The sequence below is a fragment of the Christiangramia sp. 3-2217-3z genome (assembly GCF_051195275.1).
GTDB lineage: Bacteria > Bacteroidota > Bacteroidia > Flavobacteriales > Flavobacteriaceae > Christiangramia > Christiangramia marina.
Map to the genome: position 1 here is coordinate 228,810 of NZ_JBNJLI010000006.1, position 19,085 is coordinate 247,894.

At 33.2% G+C, this 19,085-nt stretch carries 19 protein-coding genes; all 19 read right to left on the reverse strand.

What is annotated here, in order from left to right; all coding sequences use genetic code 11:
- Nucleotide 1 precedes the first annotated feature (1 nt).
- The 19 genes from rfbH to ACSHZO_RS12300 all read right to left on the reverse strand — a co-directional run bounded on the left by rfbH (nucleotide 2) and on the right by ACSHZO_RS12300 (nucleotide 19,082).
- The gene (rfbH, locus tag ACSHZO_RS12210) at nucleotides 2–1,324 is read right to left on the reverse strand and encodes a lipopolysaccharide biosynthesis protein RfbH (RefSeq protein WP_298247467.1); all 1,323 of its coding nucleotides are present in this window, start codon (nucleotides 1,322–1,324) and stop codon (nucleotides 2–4) included.
- The gene (gene rfbG / locus ACSHZO_RS12215; RefSeq protein WP_298247468.1) at nucleotides 1,324–2,394 is read right to left on the reverse strand and encodes a CDP-glucose 4,6-dehydratase; all 1,071 of its coding nucleotides are present in this window, start codon (nucleotides 2,392–2,394) and stop codon (nucleotides 1,324–1,326) included. Before rfbG ends, rfbH begins: the two co-directional genes overlap by 1 nt.
- 184 nt (nucleotides 2,395–2,578) lie before the next feature.
- Complete coding sequence (locus ACSHZO_RS12220; RefSeq protein ID WP_298247469.1) at nucleotides 2,579–3,055, reverse strand: sugar phosphate nucleotidyltransferase; 477 nt, start codon at nucleotides 3,053–3,055, stop codon at nucleotides 2,579–2,581.
- A complete protein-coding gene (locus ACSHZO_RS12225; RefSeq protein ID WP_298247470.1) occupies nucleotides 3,052–3,588 on the reverse strand; it encodes an FAD-binding oxidoreductase in 537 nt (178 codons plus the stop codon). The genes ACSHZO_RS12220 and ACSHZO_RS12225 overlap by 4 nt, the downstream gene beginning before the upstream one ends.
- On the reverse strand, nucleotides 3,585–3,989 hold the full coding sequence (locus tag ACSHZO_RS12230; RefSeq protein WP_298247471.1) for a 2Fe-2S iron-sulfur cluster-binding protein: 405 nt from the start codon (nucleotides 3,987–3,989) through the stop codon (nucleotides 3,585–3,587). The genes ACSHZO_RS12225 and ACSHZO_RS12230 overlap by 4 nt, the downstream gene beginning before the upstream one ends.
- 203 nt (nucleotides 3,990–4,192) lie before the next feature.
- Nucleotides 4,193–5,611 carry a lipopolysaccharide biosynthesis protein gene (locus ACSHZO_RS12235; protein ID WP_298247472.1) on the reverse strand — a complete coding sequence of 473 codons (1,419 nt, stop codon included), beginning with the start codon at nucleotides 5,609–5,611 and terminating at the stop codon, nucleotides 4,193–4,195.
- 114 nt (nucleotides 5,612–5,725) lie between these two features.
- Nucleotides 5,726–6,619 (reverse strand): ATP-grasp fold amidoligase family protein, encoded by an 894-nt coding sequence (locus ACSHZO_RS12240; RefSeq protein ID WP_298247473.1) that lies wholly within the window; start codon nucleotides 6,617–6,619, stop codon nucleotides 5,726–5,728.
- A 166-nt stretch (nucleotides 6,620–6,785) separates the two neighbouring features.
- The gene (locus ACSHZO_RS12245; protein WP_298247474.1) at nucleotides 6,786–7,895 is read right to left on the reverse strand and encodes a glycosyltransferase; all 1,110 of its coding nucleotides are present in this window, start codon (nucleotides 7,893–7,895) and stop codon (nucleotides 6,786–6,788) included.
- 78 nt (nucleotides 7,896–7,973) lie between these two features.
- The gene (locus ACSHZO_RS12250) at nucleotides 7,974–9,119 is read right to left on the reverse strand and encodes a glycosyltransferase family 4 protein (RefSeq protein ID WP_298247475.1); all 1,146 of its coding nucleotides are present in this window, start codon (nucleotides 9,117–9,119) and stop codon (nucleotides 7,974–7,976) included.
- Nucleotides 9,112–9,984, reverse strand: a complete 873-nt coding sequence (locus ACSHZO_RS12255) for a glycosyltransferase family A protein (RefSeq protein ID WP_298247476.1) — start codon at nucleotides 9,982–9,984, stop codon at nucleotides 9,112–9,114. The genes ACSHZO_RS12250 and ACSHZO_RS12255 overlap by 8 nt, the downstream gene beginning before the upstream one ends.
- Nucleotides 9,984–11,015: a hypothetical protein gene (locus ACSHZO_RS12260; RefSeq protein WP_298247477.1), complete on the reverse strand. Its 1,032-nt coding sequence runs from the start codon at nucleotides 11,013–11,015 to the stop codon at nucleotides 9,984–9,986. The genes ACSHZO_RS12255 and ACSHZO_RS12260 overlap by 1 nt, the downstream gene beginning before the upstream one ends.
- 3 nt (nucleotides 11,016–11,018) lie before the next feature.
- On the reverse strand, nucleotides 11,019–12,806 hold the full coding sequence (locus ACSHZO_RS12265; protein WP_298247478.1) for an ABC transporter ATP-binding protein: 1,788 nt from the start codon (nucleotides 12,804–12,806) through the stop codon (nucleotides 11,019–11,021).
- Between the two features lie 41 nt (nucleotides 12,807–12,847).
- Complete coding sequence (locus ACSHZO_RS12270) at nucleotides 12,848–13,597, reverse strand: SDR family oxidoreductase (RefSeq protein ID WP_298247479.1); 750 nt, start codon at nucleotides 13,595–13,597, stop codon at nucleotides 12,848–12,850.
- Complete coding sequence (locus ACSHZO_RS12275) at nucleotides 13,582–14,442, reverse strand: Gfo/Idh/MocA family protein (protein ID WP_298247480.1); 861 nt, start codon at nucleotides 14,440–14,442, stop codon at nucleotides 13,582–13,584. The genes ACSHZO_RS12270 and ACSHZO_RS12275 overlap by 16 nt, the downstream gene beginning before the upstream one ends.
- Before the next feature lie 50 nt (nucleotides 14,443–14,492).
- Entirely contained in the window at nucleotides 14,493–15,227 is a 735-nt protein-coding gene (locus ACSHZO_RS12280) for a cytidylyltransferase domain-containing protein (RefSeq protein WP_298247481.1), read from the reverse strand.
- An 11-nt stretch (nucleotides 15,228–15,238) separates the two neighbouring features.
- Nucleotides 15,239–16,279 carry a nucleotidyltransferase family protein gene (locus ACSHZO_RS12285; RefSeq protein WP_298247482.1) on the reverse strand — a complete coding sequence of 347 codons (1,041 nt, stop codon included), beginning with the start codon at nucleotides 16,277–16,279 and terminating at the stop codon, nucleotides 15,239–15,241.
- Between the two features lie 3 nt (nucleotides 16,280–16,282).
- On the reverse strand, nucleotides 16,283–16,960 hold the full coding sequence (locus ACSHZO_RS12290; RefSeq protein WP_298247483.1) for a PIG-L deacetylase family protein: 678 nt from the start codon (nucleotides 16,958–16,960) through the stop codon (nucleotides 16,283–16,285).
- Entirely contained in the window at nucleotides 16,960–18,129 is a 1,170-nt protein-coding gene (gene neuC / locus ACSHZO_RS12295) for a UDP-N-acetylglucosamine 2-epimerase (protein ID WP_298247484.1), read from the reverse strand. The genes ACSHZO_RS12290 and neuC overlap by 1 nt, the downstream gene beginning before the upstream one ends.
- A gap of 2 nt (nucleotides 18,130–18,131) precedes the next feature.
- Nucleotides 18,132–19,082 (reverse strand): GNAT family N-acetyltransferase, encoded by a 951-nt coding sequence (locus tag ACSHZO_RS12300; protein WP_298247485.1) that lies wholly within the window; start codon nucleotides 19,080–19,082, stop codon nucleotides 18,132–18,134.
- Between the last annotated feature and the right edge of the window lie 3 nt (nucleotides 19,083–19,085).

Here is a 19,085-nt window from a genome sequence, read left to right on the forward strand (position 1 = left end):
GTTAAAAATTCAGTCCGAAAAATTCTTCGAGCTTATCGGCTACGAATTCAAAATGTTCCTCACCCAGTCCTGGATAGATCCCTATCCAGAATGTTTGATTCATCGTGATATCTGTATTAGTCAAATCTCCTACAACGCGATAATCTATATTTTCAAAATACGGTTGCCTTGTAAGATTTCCTGCAAACAATAGTCTAGAACCTATTTTATTATCATCTAAAAATCTTAACAGATCTACTCTGTTTACTCCTGAATTCTCCTTTAGAGTTATAGGGAAACCAAACCAGGATGGATCACTATTTGGAGTAGCCTCAGGCAATTGAAAGAACTCTGAAAGCGTTTGAAGTCTATTCACCAGATGTTTAAAATTGTCTTTTCTCTTTTGAATAAAGGTTGCAGCTTTATCTATTTGCGCTAAACCACAAGCTGCTTGCATATCTGTTATCTTTAAATTATAACCAGCATGAGAATAAATATATTTATGATCATAACCATAAGGAAGTTCACCTTGTTTTTGCTCGAACCTGCAACCACAAGTATTATCGCATCCTGGTGCACAATAACAATCTCTACCCCAATCTCTAAAAGATTCTGCAATAACCTTTAATTCTGGATCATTCATAAAGACAGCACCACCCTCTCCCATAGTAATATGATGTGCGGGATAGAAACTAAGTGTTGCAATATCTCCAAAAGTTCCAACCAACTGTCCATTATAAGTAGCACCAAGTGCATCACAGGTGTCCTCTACGAGCCATAGATTATGCTTCTTACAAATTTCCATCACCTTTTCCAGGTTAAATGGGTTACCCAACGTATGAGCAAGCATTATAGCCTTAGTTTTAGGTGTTATCGCAGCTTCTATCAGGCTGGCATCAATGTTATGGGTTTTAATATCTACATCTACAAACACTGGTACCGCCCCAAACTGAACAATTGGGTTCACAGTGGTTGGAAAACCAGCCGCGACACCAATAACTTCATCACCCTTTTTTATAGCCCTATCTCCTAATTTTGAAGATGTAAGGGTACTAAAAGCTACTAAATTAGCAGATGAACCAGAATTAACAGAAAGACAATATTTAACACCTAAAAATTCAGCAAGCTTCTTTTCAAATTTCTCATTGAAACGACCAGTTGTGAGCCAACCATCTAAGGAGGCGTCTACCATATTCATCAATTCTTCTTTCCCTATCACTTTACCGGAAGGAGGAATAACAGATGTACCAGGCTCAAAAGTTGTTGGTTTATATTTCTCTTCAGCAAATTTAGAAACTAATGTTGCAATCTCTTTTCTTAAATTTTCCTGTGTAATATTTTCCATTATTGTAATTCTTTGTTATATAGCTTAATTTCATTTAAACATTTCGCTTGCATATCCTCTCCAGAATTCCAGGCTTTATACCAATCTACGATCAAGTCTAAAGTTGTATCAAGATTCCAAACTGGATACCAATCTAATTTGCTTTTTGCTTTTGAGCAGTCCAGTTTTAGAAAGCCAGCTTCATGAGGATTACTATTATGATCTAATTCCCAGGAGGCACCCTCGCCCCATTTAGACACCATTCTATCTAATATGGATGCTACCGGCTGGCAGTCTTCATCGTTAGGTCCAAAATTCCAACCTTCTGAAACTTCATTGCCCTTATTAAACAAATCTTCAGCCAAGATAAGATAACCTGAAAGCGGTTCCAGTACATGCTGCCAGGGTCTGGTTGAAAGCGGATTTCTAATGATGACGGGTTCAGAGTTATTGAAGGATTGGAGTATATCTGGAATTAATCGATCTTCTGCCCAATCACCTCCACCAATTACATTTCCTGCTCTTGCAGAAGCCAATGAGGCCGAATCATCACTATTAAAAAAGGATTTGCGATATGCTGCAGTGACCAACTCTGCACAACCCTTACTACTACTGTAAGGATCATGACCTCCCATAGGCTCGTTTTCACGATAGCCCCACTCCCATTCTTTATTTTCATAGCACTTATCTGTAGTGACAGATACGATAGCTTTCAAAGCTTGCACTTTCTTAGCTGCTTCCAAAACGTTCACTGTACCCATAACATTTATAGAATAAGTTTCTACGGGTTCAGCGTATGAAAGTCTTACTAGTGGTTGTGCAGCCATATGGATCAAGATATCTGGCTTAAATTCATTGACGCTGTTGGTGATCTTAGCTAAATCCCTAATATCTCCAATTTCAGACTTCATCAAATTTTCGATCTTTGCTATCTCAAATAAGGATGGTGTAGTATTAGGCGCCAATGCATAACCCATAACTTCGGCTCCCATAGAATGAAGCCATAAAGAAAGCCAACTTCCTTTAAACCCTGTATGTCCAGTTAAAAATACTCTCTTGCCTTTCCAAAAGTCAACATCAACTTTTCTCATTCTTTCCACGTTTTCCAGGGCGCCTTACCCTCATCCCAAAGCTCCTCTAATTTATGCTTATCTCGAAGGGTATCCATAGGCTGCCAAAATCCTTCATGATTAAATGACATTAGTTGTCCTTCTTCCGCAAGAGAATTTAGCGGTTTTTGCTCCCAAACAGTGGTATCATCTTTAATCTTATCAATCACCTTGGGAGAAAGGCGAAAAATCCACCATTGATTCTCGCTCCATCTCCTCGCGGTTTTTCTTTGAAACTCTTGACCTGGTTATTTGATATATCAAGTGCCCCAAATCTTCCTGGGGGGAAGGTTGCTGTTAGTGTTGCGTCTTTTCCATGAGATCGATGAAAGTCTAATAATCGAGTAATATCAATATCTGCTACTCCATCACCATAGGTAAAACAAAATTCTTTTTCATCTTTTACATAATCGTATACTCTCTTAAGTCTTCCACCTGTCATTGTTTCGTTACCGGTATTTATTAAAGTAACTATCCAAGGCTCGGCTCTTTTGTGATGTACTATTCTCTCATTTTTAGACATATCAAAAGTTACATCCGACTGATGAAGGAAATAATTAGCGAAATATTCCTTGATAATATAACCTTTATAGCCGCAACATATGATAAATTCATTTATACCATGGTGTGAATAAATTTTCATGATATGCCATAGAATGGGCATGCCACCAATTCTTTAATCATATTATTAGATCCACAGGCATATACCATGCTATTGCGTAAATCTATATTTTTTTCTAAAAGGATATTTTGAACATAACCTCTATTAACTAAAGTTTTATTGTCACGAGATAGTACCGGAAAATAATTAAGGTTGCTATAGATTAATTTGGGGTCCAGAAAAAGTTCATCAGCATACCGTGCTCCCCAGAACAGGTAAACATTCTTACTAATAGAATGATTCCTTGCTAAGATTTCTAATATCGATTTTACAGGAGCAATGCCCGTTCCGGTAGCCAAAAAAATAATGTTATCTATCGATGAAGTATCTCTAATGAAGAAGGTTCCTTTCGGTCCTTCTATTCTTAACAAATCATTTTTACTTGCACTGTTGAACCAATATTCACTAAGAGCACCACCTGGGTAATATTTAATATAGAATTCTAGAGAGTTGTCTGACTCATTATAGCCCGCGACAGAGTAACTCCTCTTAATAGAACCTTTGATAATATTCACATATTGTCCAGGAATAATTTAAATTTTTGATTAGGTGGTAGCCTAACCTCAGCTTTAATAATTCCCTCTGTTAAAATAGAAATACTATAAATTTTAGCTGGAAATGTTTTTGGAGTTGCAATTGAATATTGACTAAGATCCTCAGTGTCCAGTTCCATGTCGCTACTTGGTACTCTCACACAGGAAAGTATATATCCCTCCCGTAATTCCTCAGAATCTATCGACAGTTCATCGATGACAGGATGTGACTCACCGGAAAACACTTTAACCTTACAAGTGGAGCATCTACCGGTCAAACAACTATGATCTAGAACAACACCAGATTTTCGAGCTCCTTCAACTAAGGTGTCATTTTCGAGACAATTGAAAAAAATGTTATTCCTTAAAAAGATCTTATGCATTCAGAGATTTCTGCATTTCAGGTCACAAGAGTTTAATAAAAATCGCGAAAATAAGCATATAAATAAAAACTAACTGAAAGATGAAGCAAAAATGGTAATAATTTACACGAACGAATCAAATCAAGAAACTATAAGGCATTTAAGTAAGAAATCATCCATGAGATTTTAATGAATTTAATAGCTAGAAACTTTAAACAATATTATTACTTATTTCTCCTAATTAAGTCGTTTAATATTTTACGATTATTCTTTGGAAATACGAAAACAGCCAAGGTTACGATTAAGAATATAATGCTATTGGATATAAATTCTACATATATGTTGTAAAAGCTTATTTTACTTGACACGTAATAGAAAAAGACCAATATAATTGCCGCTAGTAAGGGATTTACAAAAATCCTAAAAAATGTGGCTAAAGATTTATGTAACGTCTTTACAATCAATAGATAATAGGTGACGAAAAAATCAAGAGTATACGCTGTAAGTAAGCCATATCCAATATCTACAAGATTTCTACCGTAGAATACACCATACACTATTCCAGTAGCCATGAGAATTGCACTTACCAGTCCAGATAAAAACAGCAAATTTGTGCGGTTTGTTGCTTGAAAAATTGCGCTAGATGATGCTGTACAAACTCTTAAACCTACGCTCAAGGCCAGGATTTTGAAGACAGGAACGCTTGATTCCCACTGAGGTCCAAAAAACAGAAAAATCAACTCTTCCGCAGTAAAAAATAAGAAGACAGCAAGTGGAAAACCTATTCCACTCAATATTTTTATAATATTTAAATAGGACTTATGAATATAACTCAAATCATCTTGATGCTGTGCAAGCACTGGATGAAGAACCGGAGAAATAACATGAGTCAAATTATTTATTGGTAGAGTTACTAAAGAATATGATTTGTTGTAATAGCCCAAAGGAGCGTTCCCAAGATACTTACCTATTAACAAATTATCGAGATTTCTAGATATGTAGACAATAAAATTATATCCAAATTGAAAACCTGAATAGGATGCTATCTGCTTTAATGGCAAAATATCCAAGGCTAATTTTTTGATTGGATATAAATAAAAGAAAATTACGAACACCAGGAAACCAGTGAGAACATTTTGAAAAATCAAGGCATAATAGCTAAAATTATTTAAAGCCAGTATGATAGCAATAATGCCTGCGAATGCTTGTACACTTACATTCACTATTCCCATTTGCTTGAACCGTAAGGCCTTTTTATTTAATGCTGTAGGCACAATACTAATAATATTGAAGAACACACTTAAAGATAGGATCTTAACTACTGGAATTAATTTTGGCTCATCGTAGAACCTAGCTATATACTCTGAACTCAAAAAGAACAGAATTGCCAAAGTCAAGGCCATAAGACTGGAAAACACAAATATAGAACCAATATCTTCTTCTGTGATTTCGATCTTTTGCACTATAGCGGGACCCAAACCCAAATTCCCAAAAAGATTAAAAAAACCTATAAACACAAAAACCAGCGCTATAATACCAAATTCTTCGGGAGCGAGTACACGCGACAAAATCGCTGTAATTATTAGATTGATTACTACTCCGGAATATTTAGCAACTGCATTAAAAAAGATCCCTTTCCACATTCTATACTGATTGGTTAAATTAGCTTATGTAATTTTACTGAAATGATTGAGGCATCTACTCTAGTCACTTTTATTAAAGATAATGTATGATGGATCTGTTGTTTAAAGTGCAAATTAAATCATACCCTTACAATATCGTTCCCAGTAACTTATAAGCAATTTACTTCCATAAGGTGTGAAGCTTACACCCCCCCTAGGAGTTGGTGTGAATTCACCGAAAACAGGACCATCTGGAGAATCATAGAAATCTATTCGAACAAAATTTTCATAAGCAAGACTAAGTTTTTTAGCATCCCTTATCATTTCTTCGAGATGTTGTGGTGGTTTTGAAGGTGTTTCCACATTTGCAAAAGTCAATATTTTTTTTGTAAATAAGTTCCAATTACTGTCGTAGAAAGTCACCTTCTCATATGCTTTGCCCTCCCTTTCATCCATTTTAATAAAGGCAAGATTACCATTAAACATGTAAAATTTGTAATCATTTGCTACTTCAAAATTACCAGCCTCTTGAGGTATAAATTCCTCAATCATCATTTCTAAATCTGGTCTTGAACTATACAGCTCATGAATTTCAGACTTGAGCTCATTTACATCAATATATTTCTTACCTGTAAGTAAGTTATATCCATCTGACATCACATAAACGTTCCTGGAAGAATAATCTGAAATTGGTTTTAGAACGTATGTTGCGGGTAATTTATTAAAGTCTAATAATTTGAAATCTTCAAACTTTCCATTCCAGTACAATCGAGCTACTTTGCAACCCATTTTTGCAGCAAATTCTTTAGCATTTAGTTTATTTTCTAAACGCCTTTGCCAATTATCCATGTTCTTCCACTGACTCATAGAATCACTGGCATACAATTTTTGGTAAATTTTGTTCGAATCAGTACTTTTTTTCCAGTAAACATCCTGTCTTTTCAAAATCCTTCTTCTAAATCTGGTTTTAAAAATAGCTTTACTCCTATTTTTTAGAACCGATACTATTTTTCCAATAAATTCCTTCATTTTTAAAGATTAAAAGCATTTGAGAAAACGGAAGCGCGAATTTAAAAATTAAAACCGATTTTAAAATGGAATAGGAGGAAAAAGCCTATTAAGAAAAAATATAAATTAGCTACACTCAAATATTTCGAATAAAAAATCCAAGGCTTAAGAATATTATCTAATTAATTCAATTAAGTAAACTTACATATAATTCCTCAAATTTTCTTGCATTATGTTCAGTTCCGAATTCTTTAACCACCAATGCATAAGAATTATTTCCCATTTCTACATTGAGTTCGGAATTCGAGGTTAGCAAAATTAATTTATTATAAAATTCATCTTTATTAAAATTGTTAATTAAGAATCCCGTGACATCATTCTCTAATACCTCTTTAACACCTCCAACATTAGTTGATATCGAGGGAGTTCTTTGCACTGCCGCTTCAAGGATTGCTCCAGGGACACCTTCAACGAGACTACATAAAGTCAAACAATTTCCAGCAGCAAGTAGTTCTGAAACATTCCTTTCAAAGCCAGTGAAATAAACTGTAGAATCGAGGTTTTTATCCACGACCATCTCCTTTATAGTATTATATAAAGTACCTTCTCCAACACAAATCAATTTGATCTCTGGATGTTCCTTCTTAACTCTATCAAATATGTCTATCAAAAAAATATGATTCTTTTCAGGGCTGAAATTTCCCATATGAATCACAAGCTTATTAGACGACTCCAGATTGAACCTTTTAAGAACATTCTGTCTTGCCTCTATTTTGTCAACATTAGTTATAGGAATCCCCCTTCGAATAACTGAGATCTTTTCATTTGAATAATCAAAAGTCTTTATGAAGTCTCCCATAGCCTCATCTCCCACACAGGAAACATGTGCAACCTTTTGAAATATTTGTTGATAAAGCTTTCTTTTGGAAACACCAGACATCCATTTACTTATCATGCTAATATTTCTATAGATGATTGGTGGTGTATTACTTAAAAAATAAGTGGCCGCAAACATATACTTTAATGTATCAGATCCATTACATTGTATGATATCTGGTTTTTCGTTTGTAATGAGCCTTTGAAGTTTCAGAGCCAAATTTGGAGAAAAGAACTGAGGTTCTTTGTCCATAAGATCTACATTCAGAGCATTTGCCACATTTAATACATCCTTGTTATTCTTATATAAACCTGCAAAGACAATTTCATGACCGAAGCTTATTAACTCCTTACTAAGGGTTGCAGCAAAGATCTCTGCACCTCTGTATTGTCTTTTGGTTACTAAGTGAAGAATCTTCATAGGATAACGATCTTCTTATTGTGATGTTTATGCACAAATTTAATTATTCCATTAAAATAAGTCCAATTGCTCAAAAAACTATTTACTTAAAATAGAACTATACGTAGACTCGTACTCTTGGGAAATAGATTCTATATTGAACTTAATTATAGCCTGTTCTCGTGCATTTCTTCCTAATTGTTTAAGCTCTTTTTTATTATTTATAGCATAATTAATTTTATCTGCCATATCCCTTGAATTACCTAACTGGAAAAATATTGCTGAATTTTCATCAACGCACTCCTTGTTTTCATCAATATCTGAACAGACGATTATTTTTTGAGATAGCATAGCTTCAATGAGTGCACCTGGTAGACCTTCAAAATATGAAGGGAAAATAAAAATATCCGATATTTCCAATAAGTCTGGAATATCCTGCCTTCTACCTAAAAGACGCACATGGGTTTTGATTTGTAGCTTTTCTATTTGGTTTTCTAATTTATTCTGGAAAACGCCATGGCCAGCAATCAGTAATTGGATATTTGGATATTGATTAATCACAAGAGGCAAGGCGTTTATAAGATCCAATTGTCCTTTCCTTTCAATTAAACGACTAACATTGAGTAAAACAATTTTTTTTCGAAGTCCAAGTTCCTCAATTAGTCGAGAGTTATGAACTGTATTTATATTTTTGAAGCTGTCAATATTTCTTCCCCTGTATATCACTTTAATCTTGTCTTTGGAAACAAGTGTGCCTTTGGATTTCGCTTCTTTAATAGTTTCAGAATTGGATATAAAAAAGTCAACTTTCCGTGAAGTGTAAGCGTCATACAATTGGACCAATTTTAATTTTAAACCTTGCACGTATCCTAGTTCCTTATAACGCAATGGACTGTAATTGTTATTGACGAAACTATTTACCAAGAATATATCATAGTTGCTTTTTAGAATTCTTGTTACAGCATCAGATTTGAATAAAGTAGAATGAACAATATCGGGCTTTTCAATCTCATAAACTTTAGCTAATCGTTCTGCTGCAATCTTGAAGTTTCTTTCCATTGGAACGTTTAAAGAATAAAACTTGATATTATTCTTCTTTAAAATAGGAGTAAGCATATCTCCTTCATAAATATTCACGAAAACTGGTGTGAATTTTTTAAATCTTATAGCAATTTCTACTAGACTTCTTTCAGCTCCAGAACCCTGAAGAGTATCCAGTACAAATAATATTTTTTTCTTAATCATTTTCATCTTTTCTTAACCATTTTCTATTTCTCAAAAATGGTATTTCAAATATTATAACTCTGGAAAGAGCCACGATAGAAGGCTTATTCCTAAAACTTTTATAAAATAATCTTCGTGCTATTTTGTTTGATTTAATCCTTGTAAAATTTATAGCACTAGAGACCAGAAATTCATCTTTTCGATAATGAAAAACTCCCTTTTCAGCATATTTATCATGAAGATATAATACTGCTTCTGCCCTGTATCGATCTCTCAATAAAGTTTCCTCATTGGTAGGATAATTATCATAAATTAAATTAGCATTCTCGTGAAAAAGTATATCATAATTGTTTTTCTCACAAAAATGTAAAGCCCTGGCTGTCATCTCCCAATTCTCACTTTGCTTCAAATGTGTATCATAACCTCCTATATTTCGAATAATCTCCGTCAAGATAGCGAAAGAACCAGCTAAAGAGGAATAGTGTTTCTTTGAAATATCAACTTCTACTTTAGGAAGTACCAATTTAGAATTACGTAAGATAGCTCCGCTTAAATAACCTGGTTTTTTAGATTCAACGGAAAGTTCATAAAAATCCTGTAACCAATTCTTAGTAACAGTATCATCTGCATCCAGAAATGTAACAAACTTACTTTTACAATATTCTATTCCTTTGTTTCGAGCTCCAGTTACCCCAGCATTTGGTTGATGAACGTATTGAATTTTCTGATAATTTAAATATGGTATAATTTTTTCTTTAGTACTATCTGTAGAACCATCATCTACAATGATCAATTCCCAATCATTATAGGTTTGATTTAAAACTGATTCTATAGTAGAAGCTATTCTATCCTCGTTATTATATGTAGGGATAACTATTGAAAACATTAATTTATAGAATTCGAATTGAAGAACTCCCAGGATTGGAAATTCTTCTGCTGAATATTCCTGAATCCATCTAATGCAATTTCATACCGCTTTAAAAATATAGAATCAATGATACAGTTTGAATTAATAGGAGTATATATGAATTGAATTTCAGGATATACAGGAGCTAGATTAACTAATACAGATGAAATGTGCGAAACTATAATCGCAGGCAAAATATCCTCTTTCTCTAAAAAAATTTCAAATGGTATTGTATTATAAACAATATTTCCCAGAAAAGAATACGATTCTATATTATTTTGCTGCTCTTTTCTATGAGCAAAGTAGGTGATATTTTTAGAATCTAGCTTATTTGAAATCTTTTTAAGGCATTCTATGTAGTTACGCTGCTCGATATATTCTAACTCAACTATAGGGCTACCAATAAAGTAAACTTTATCTACATCAACTTCTCTATTATTGCCTCGAGTATATTTAAAAATTTCGATCGAGTCGTCATTGCCTATATTCATATTGACCTGGCTGAAATAATTCAAATTTAGTATAGGATCTAATTTTAAAATTTTGGAATTAATAAATTTATTACCTCTAAACGGAAGACGTTCTGGAGGCAACGTCTTCCGTTTATTTCTTATAATCGGAACTTCCAATAATCCTAATCCATCGCTTAACAAAGTTACTTTATTAGGATTAAGTTTATTCAGAAGAAAGTGCTGAAACCAGGTTTTGTAATTAGAGATTATTACCTCATCGAAGAGAGTGACATACTTTTCTAAAAATTTAGCTTTTAGTACGTTTTTAATAACTCTAAAATTTTCGAGATATTCATTCTTGGATTTCAAAATGAAGATCTCTAAGAGCTTCAAACTCTTATCTTTCTCAATAGTTTGGATAAGTTTTTCATTTCCCACCAATCTGTCCAGCGTGAGAATAACATAATTACCAGATATTGAATTCTGATTTAAATATATTTTGAGCACCTCGTAATGTGTCGCATTCTTTATAATAAATAGTCTGTTTAAGTTATGCATAGTCTAGACCTCTTGTAATTCTACCAGCCTTTTAAAATATTTAGAGCTTTGAACTAATTCTGAAAAAGCACCTATTTGTTCTATTTTTCCACTATTCATTACAACAATTCGATCTGCATTTTTAATGGTAGAAATTCGATGGGCTACTATGACTATAGTATAATCACCCTTAAGAGCATCTATATTTTTCTGAATTTGCTTCTCTGTTTCTGAATCCAACGCTGATGTGGCCTCATCTAAAAACAATATTTCAACTTCCTTAAAAAGTTCTCTAGCAATGGAAAGTCGTTGTTTTTGACCACCACTTAAATTTACGCCATTATTTCCCAAAATTGTTTGCTCTCTTTTTGGTAAGGCATTTACGAAATCAAATATTGCCGCTTTCTTTATTGATTCCCAAAAACGCTCCTTGTTCTCAGAACTATCAGCCCAAAAAGTCACATTATTAAAAAGCGTATCATTGAAAATTACAGGGTCCTGGGTAATATAACCGATCCTTTTTTGAAAAGTTGCAGTATTTAAGTCATCACTTCTAATATCATTAATGAAATATTCACCTTTATCTACAGGCAGTAGACCCGCAATAATATTTACAAGAGTTGTTTTACCGCTTCCACTCTCACCTACAAACGCCACCGTTTCATTCTTTTTAATATTGAGGCTAATATTTTTTAAAACAATACTTTCACCGTAGAAGAAAGAAACATCAGTTAATGTTAAATGGTCAACCGAAGTAGTTAATACTTTAGAGCTTTTTCTTTCTACATTAACTTTTAGTTCCTTCATAAATGTTTGCATATTTTCTAAAGAACCAGATACACCTAAGAATTTATTCCATCTCGCCTGCATTTGCATGAGGAAGTTGAGGGCACGGTAGAAAAAGAATAAACTAGCCAAAATTTGTCCCAATAGAGATCCTAGCAATTCTGTTTGAATATAGATAACAATTACAACTACAGTTATTAGTAATGGTTCTCTTGCTGCAATTAAAATGGAGTCAAGTACTCCAATCTTTACATTGCTTTTCTCAATTCTTAAAACCGATTCTTTAAGTTTTTGCTCATATTTGCGAAGTGATCCTGTAGCCTTTAAATATTTAAAATTATTGACATTTTGAATAACAAGACTTTGGAAAATATTATTCTCTCCTGTCAATTTAATTGAAGCTCCCTTAGTTTTTTTATACAAATTTTTATATAAAAAATTAGTGAGGACACCACCAACAGTAACCAGTATAGCAAATTGTGGATCCATAGTAAATGCAAAACCCATGTAAACTATTACCATTACCCCGAACTGGATGGCATAAAAATAATTAGCAAACGATACCGCTACTCTATCTACCTCTCCTGTTAGTGTATTTTGGATACGGCCAACGTCTGAAGTAACAAAATACTTATACGCAAGATTATTTAATCCCTTTATGTTTTGAAACCTTACTTGTTTAATGAATTTTTGTAACGTCACCATTCTATACACTCCATTAGCATACTGCATGAGTCCCTTTAGGAAAAATAGGATAATCATAAAGCCTAGAATAGTAACCAAGTTCAGGGAAAGTCCAATTCCATTTAAAAATTCAAGCAGAAAACTTAATCTACCAAGACTGTCTGGTTCGACAGCATTAGAATCACTTATCATTTGAAGCAGTGGCAGGAACATAGCAAGTCCAAAGCCATCCAGTAACCCAACGAAAATACTGAATGCTACTATCACTACTATTCTATATCCAGAGTAGGAATAGTAATAAGCTAAGCTTTCAAAATTTTTCTTTAAAAATGTTTTGATCAAAATAAATCAATATTTTTTAAACATGAAGGAGATTAGCACTATCAAATTGCTGTCCAACCGCCATCTACCATTAAGTTATGTCCAGTGATAAAGGATGCGTCTTCTGAAAGCAAAAATGCTACCGGAGCTGCTATTTCTCTTGCATATCCCAGTCTTTTTAGAGGTGATTTCTCACTATATCGCTTAATAAAATCTGGATGCTGCGACTTCTCATTTAAAATCCCTCCAGGTGAGATGCAATTTACTCTAATCATATCTTTTCCATAATAGGAGGCAAGATACCTTGTGAAATTTATTAATCCCCCTTTAATGGCTGAATATGCTGCCGGTGAGGTTCCTCCATACCCCTCGTATATTGTAAAATCATTTCCCACAACACCGTAAATAGAACCTATATTTACAATAGAACCTGATTTTTGAATCTTCATGAGGCTTAAAACTTTTTGACAAATGTAGAAAACGCTATTTAGTTGAGTATCTACATTTTTTTTCCAGGATTCTAAATCTATATCCTCAAATTTAGCACCCCAATCTTCTGTTCTTGGATACGCTAAATTTACCAGACCATCGATTTTATCATATTTTTTACGTACATATTCTATGAGCAAATCTATTTCATGTTGATTGGAAACATCATATTTTAGAAATTTATAACCGGTATCCTCAGGAGCATTAATATCAGTAGCAATTACTTGCGCACCCTGATTGTATAAAAAATTTGCTACTTCTTTACCAATCTGTCCACTGGCACCGGTTACAATAATTACTTTATCTTTTATTCCTGAATACATAATTGTAATATTTTGTAAGCCTCCTGCGCTGAATTTAAACTAGACTCTTTATTGATTAATACATTATTTATAAAATAATTCATCTGAGCAAGGTAGGTGTCCGATATTTTCTGATCTGATGAATAAACCTCCAAATTATCTTTAAAAATCCTGTTATTGATAAGGTCTACCAGGTAAGTTGCATCAGAAGTTAAAATCTCCAAAGTTCGTTTTGTGTCTTTTCGGTAATAATTTAAAACCAGATTAGCCGAGAAACCTTCATATTCCCAAAGATAATTGGCATAGTCTATGGCGGAAATATTTAATGATGAATTATTTTTAAATGTTGACCTTGTATTTAAAGGTTCTCCAAATAACCAAAATAGATAATCTAACTCATGGATAAGATCTATATGTACGCCCCCACCCATTTCCTGGTTCGCGCTATAGACTTTTCTAAAGTCAACGCCAGGTCTCCAATCTGGTAAATAAGAACCGCAGTATATATTAACCTCATTAATTTTTGAACTTTTTACTATTTCTTTAATTTCAGAAATACAGTCTAAAAATCTCAAATTACAAGCAATATAGGTTGATATCTGAGCAGTTTTGATAGAATTTATTAAATCTTTATTTTCAGCACCAGGCTTATTAAATATTGGTTTCTCGATAAATAAAGGTTTTCTATAATCTACTAGTTTTGTTATTGTTGAAGCATGCTCTGATGTTGGATTTGAAACTAAAAAGAAATCAAAATTGTGCGATTTAATATGTTCCCAATCATAGATATTTTTGATGTTTTCAACATCTGGAGAATCTAGTTGAGATCGAAGTGCATAAATCTCGAACTCACCGATTTCATGCAATGCTTTAATATGTTTTCTGGCAATAGATCCCAGTCCTATAATTAGTACCTTCATTTAATAAAATCAAAGGTCAGTTTATTATTTTGAATCAGGAAGTTCATGAACTCGAAGTCTATAGGTTCATCCAGGTCGAAACACAAATGCGGAACCTTAAAGATAATTGCTTTCTGCATTAATTTTGGTTTAAGATCCTGAAGAAAAAATTCACGTTTAAAAATATAAAATGAAGCATTCATATCATATACTGCAGGGGCAGATTGTCTGGTTAAAAAAGTTCCTTTTTTACACAATTCAGCAAAGCCTTCTTCGTTCAATTCAACCATATTAAAATATGGGTTTCTACCAGCAGGGCTTACTGAAAAGATATTTAATGCATCAACATTATTTTTCAGGTTTGTTAGCGCATTTTCTAGATCTTCTAAATTTCTTAAAGGGGAAGTTATGTCGAGATCCATCACAAAATCAAATTTCAGATGTTTTTGCTCTTCTGCAAATCTTTTAACATCGATAATTACATCTAGTTTTCCAGCAGTATCATTGGCTAGATATTCTGGACGCACATAATTAGTATTTACTTCAGCTAAACACAGATTATCTACCACATCTTTTATTTCTGATGAATCTGTAGACAAATAAATCAAAGTATTGGGATGCTTTTTTTGAAATTCAATAGCGAGCAGTAAACTATAGGCTATTAAAGGTTTACCTGCTATAGATTTAATGTTCTTTCCAGGTATTCCTTTTGATCCCCCTCTAGCACATAAAGTAATTAAAATATTTTCCAAAAAATAAGATTTTATATATGCTTAATAAATTCCTGAGCTTGCTTATAATCTTCAGGTTTGCCTATATCTATCCAAAAACCAATTATAGGAGCATGTACTAAATTACCTCCATTAGTAATTAAGTTCTTCATTAAATCTGTAATATCATAAAACTGATTTTTCGGAATCATTTTAACCAAATTCCTTTTCAGAATATAGATTCCTGCGTTAGAATGATATCTATAAGAAGGTTTCTCCTTAAAGTCTTTCACCTCATTACCTTCAGTTTCAAAAACTGCATAAGGAATATCTACTTTATACTCTGCAGAGGCTACAGCCATATCTGCATTGACGTTTAAAAAGGATTTATAAAGGTCTTCAAAATTAATATTGGTAAACAAATCCCCATTCATTAAAAGTAGATGTTCACTTTCGAAATTTTCTACTAATGAAAGTGCACCTGCAGTTCCCAGAGGTTCTTCTTCCCAAATATATTCTATTTCGATTCCTTTGCTACTTCCATCTCCAAAGTACTCCTGAACTTTTTCGCCGAGATACTTTAAAGAGATGTAGATTTTTTTTATCCCGAAGGAAATCAGTCTATCTATATTATGCTCAATAATAGGCTTTTCGCCTAAAGGAAGTAAAGGTTTTGGGATATCATCTGTTAGTGGACTAAGTCTTTTGCCACGTCCACCTGCCATAATCATACATTCAATAGGAAGTACGGCTTTAGTTTTCTCAAGATCAATAATATTTACAAACCTTTTCTCATTGTCCAGAAGCGGTAAAATCTTTATATCTTTTGCGCGGTAGTTATGTAAGTTTAAAAAACTATCTGCATTTTGTTCGTAAACAAAATTTTTGTTACAAACGTTTCCAACTCTTTTTTTAACATCGCCATCTTTAATTAGAGATCTTCTTATATCACCATCTGTCAGAGAACCTATTACCACATTACTATTATCAACTACAAATAGAATTAACCTACTTACCTCCCTAATGTTATTCAGTTTTTTTAAACCATCGATAATAGTTTTATCCTGATGAATGATTATGTTCTTAAAATCCATTCGTTAGTCTTTATCGATAAATTTAATTAATTGAAAAGCTTCAGCATATTTAACACCAACACTTGCTCCTCTATAGGTTGCAAGTGCTTTTATATTTTCTATTGATCGGGGAAATGGATGCTCGCCCAATTCAGATGCATATATTTTCATACCCTCTATTTTCTTATCCATGTACTTAGAAATGTCTACATAATAATTTGGCAGAAAAACCTTTTCGGGCAAAGCAGGAGCAAATTCAGTTTCAGACAGGCATTCATACATAAGAACCTTTTTGATATAAGGGTATCTAAATGATTTCGTGCAGGCCAGGACCGCATCGAAAGTTATTCGATGATCTGAGTGTGCATCTGATCTGTTCAGGCAATATATGATTGCTGGTTCAACCTTATTAAAAATAGCAGATATTTCTGGAACCATCTTTATTATAGATGAAGAAGAAAGCGTCATCGTTGGGTAATTTAAACTAAATGTTGCTTTAATTCCAAAAAGATTTTCAACGTCTCTTATCTCACGCTGCCTGGATTCAACTTTTTCTTTTGAAAAGCCCTGTTCCGTTGAGATATTTGTAGTTATTAACCAATATACTTCATCTCCACGATCGATATGTTTTAAAATAGTTCCTCCTGCGCCTAGAACCTCGTCATCTGGATGAGCAGAAATAACAATAACAGTTCGTCCCATTAGTAAGTAATGTTTTTATAAATTAAATCGCTATTCAAATCTATTTTTTTCAATACTGCTACAGCTTTATCAGCTGAACTGCCGTCACCGTATGGATTTATTTTCAGTTTAACCTTTGATCTAAAATCGTGATCGTTCCTTACTCTGTCAATAGCATTTAAAATCTCCTCTATATTATTGTCTACGAAAATAACATTGTCACCATGGAGACGTCCTTTTTGACGTTCCCCAACATTAATGGCGGCAAGTCCTAAACTTGCTACCTCTACGATACCAGAACTTGAATTACCAATTAAAAAATCTGCAGAGCGCAATAAATTGATATAATCAACTCGATTTATATTCTGAAATAAGGTGAATTTTTCAGGATGATTTTCAGCGTAAGAACGATAAGCCTTTATAATTTCATGACTCCCGGCATCTGAATTTGGAAAATTAATAAAATAATGGCCATCAGCATTTAGTAATGCTTCAAGGGTAATTTTTATATGATTGCTCTGTTGCTCTACTTGTGTAATAATTGGATGTTGAATAAGAACACTATAATTAGAGATCTGCTTAGCTTCCACATTTAAATTACTAAAAATTTTATCCTTGCTTAGTAATGGGATTTCCTTAATTCTATCTAATGCAGGATTCCCAATTACATGAATTCTCCAATCATCTTCACCCAATTTTAAAAGAGTTTTTTTATGTTCTTCCAACGTGGGAAAATGGATATGAGCGAATTTACTCGCTGCATATCTTACAGAATTGTCAATATTTCCATCTTTCGCTATATCACCTCCAAAAAAATGTGCAACAGGTATATCAAGGTATGCACAACTCATAGTAACCGTGATCGATTCTTCTCTATCTCCAGCGACTATAACAATATCCGGTTTTTCCTGATTTAGTAAATTTGCTAATGAGGGTATCTGCAATCCTATGGAAATAATTCTGCCAATTTTTTGTGAAGAATCAACTAAATTGAAAATTTTACCCGCTATCTGGAAGCCATCTTCTTCTATATTCCCGCCTGTGTATCCATAATTATCCGAAAGATTAGGACCTGTAATCACTATTTTAAACTCTATTTCAGGATCCTTATCTAACTTATTATATACACTAAACAATAAATCGTAATCTGATCTGGCACCTGAAACGGCAATAATTTTTCTTTTCTTCATCCTTAAAATACATCTGAATATCCCAGTCCAACATCCCAGTTCCTATAATCTGAGGCTAAGCTGAAATCGTCTAAATTTAAATAGCTAAGATATGTCAAAGGTAAACCAACCTTAAATCCGAATTTTTCAAGCCAGATTCTTTCTGAAGTAAAAATTGATTTCCATATATTTATTTGGGTTATAGTCTGGTTTCTTTCCTGGATTAGGATGGCTTGAATAATTTTAGATAAGCTACCAATATTATTATCAAAATATAATTCTAAAATATCAATTTCGAATCCCTCGGTATTCTTATCAAACGATTTAATCACTTTATAGACTACCACACCTTCCAGGTTCTCTAAATGTAAAATTTTATAAGTAGCTCCGGGATTAGTAAGATATCTCCAATCTAAATAGTTTTTAGTCTTATTTATTTTCAATGCTGAATTAGCAATATTTAGCTTTGAAATAATCTCAGAAGAGAATGAATCATTCACTTCATATTTAATTTCCTGTTGATTGCTCAAAGCTTTCACTGGTAATTCTAATGTCATCATCGGGATTATCGCAGCATCCTTCCAGCCCAGGTTTTTAATAAAACCATAGTGCGAATTGTTATTTGGGAATCCCCAAATCAATTTATATCCAAAATTTTCCTGTACATCCTGATACAAAGCGCTTGCTAATTTTGAGAAAATTCCCTGACCACCATATTCTGGATGTGTCATAGTAGTCATAGATAACGCAGTTTTCACAATATTTCCCTGTGCATTCATTTCAACTGGCGAAAGGGCATAGTGTCCTACCAATTTGTCTTCATCCCACATTAAATAAATAAAAATCTCATTAGAAAAAGGATTATTCTTGAATCTCCAATTCCAATAATGTTTGGTCATTTCTTGTTTAAAAACTATATGAAATAACTCTAATATTGAATCTTCATCTCCCGGAATGTATTTTCTAATAATCATATA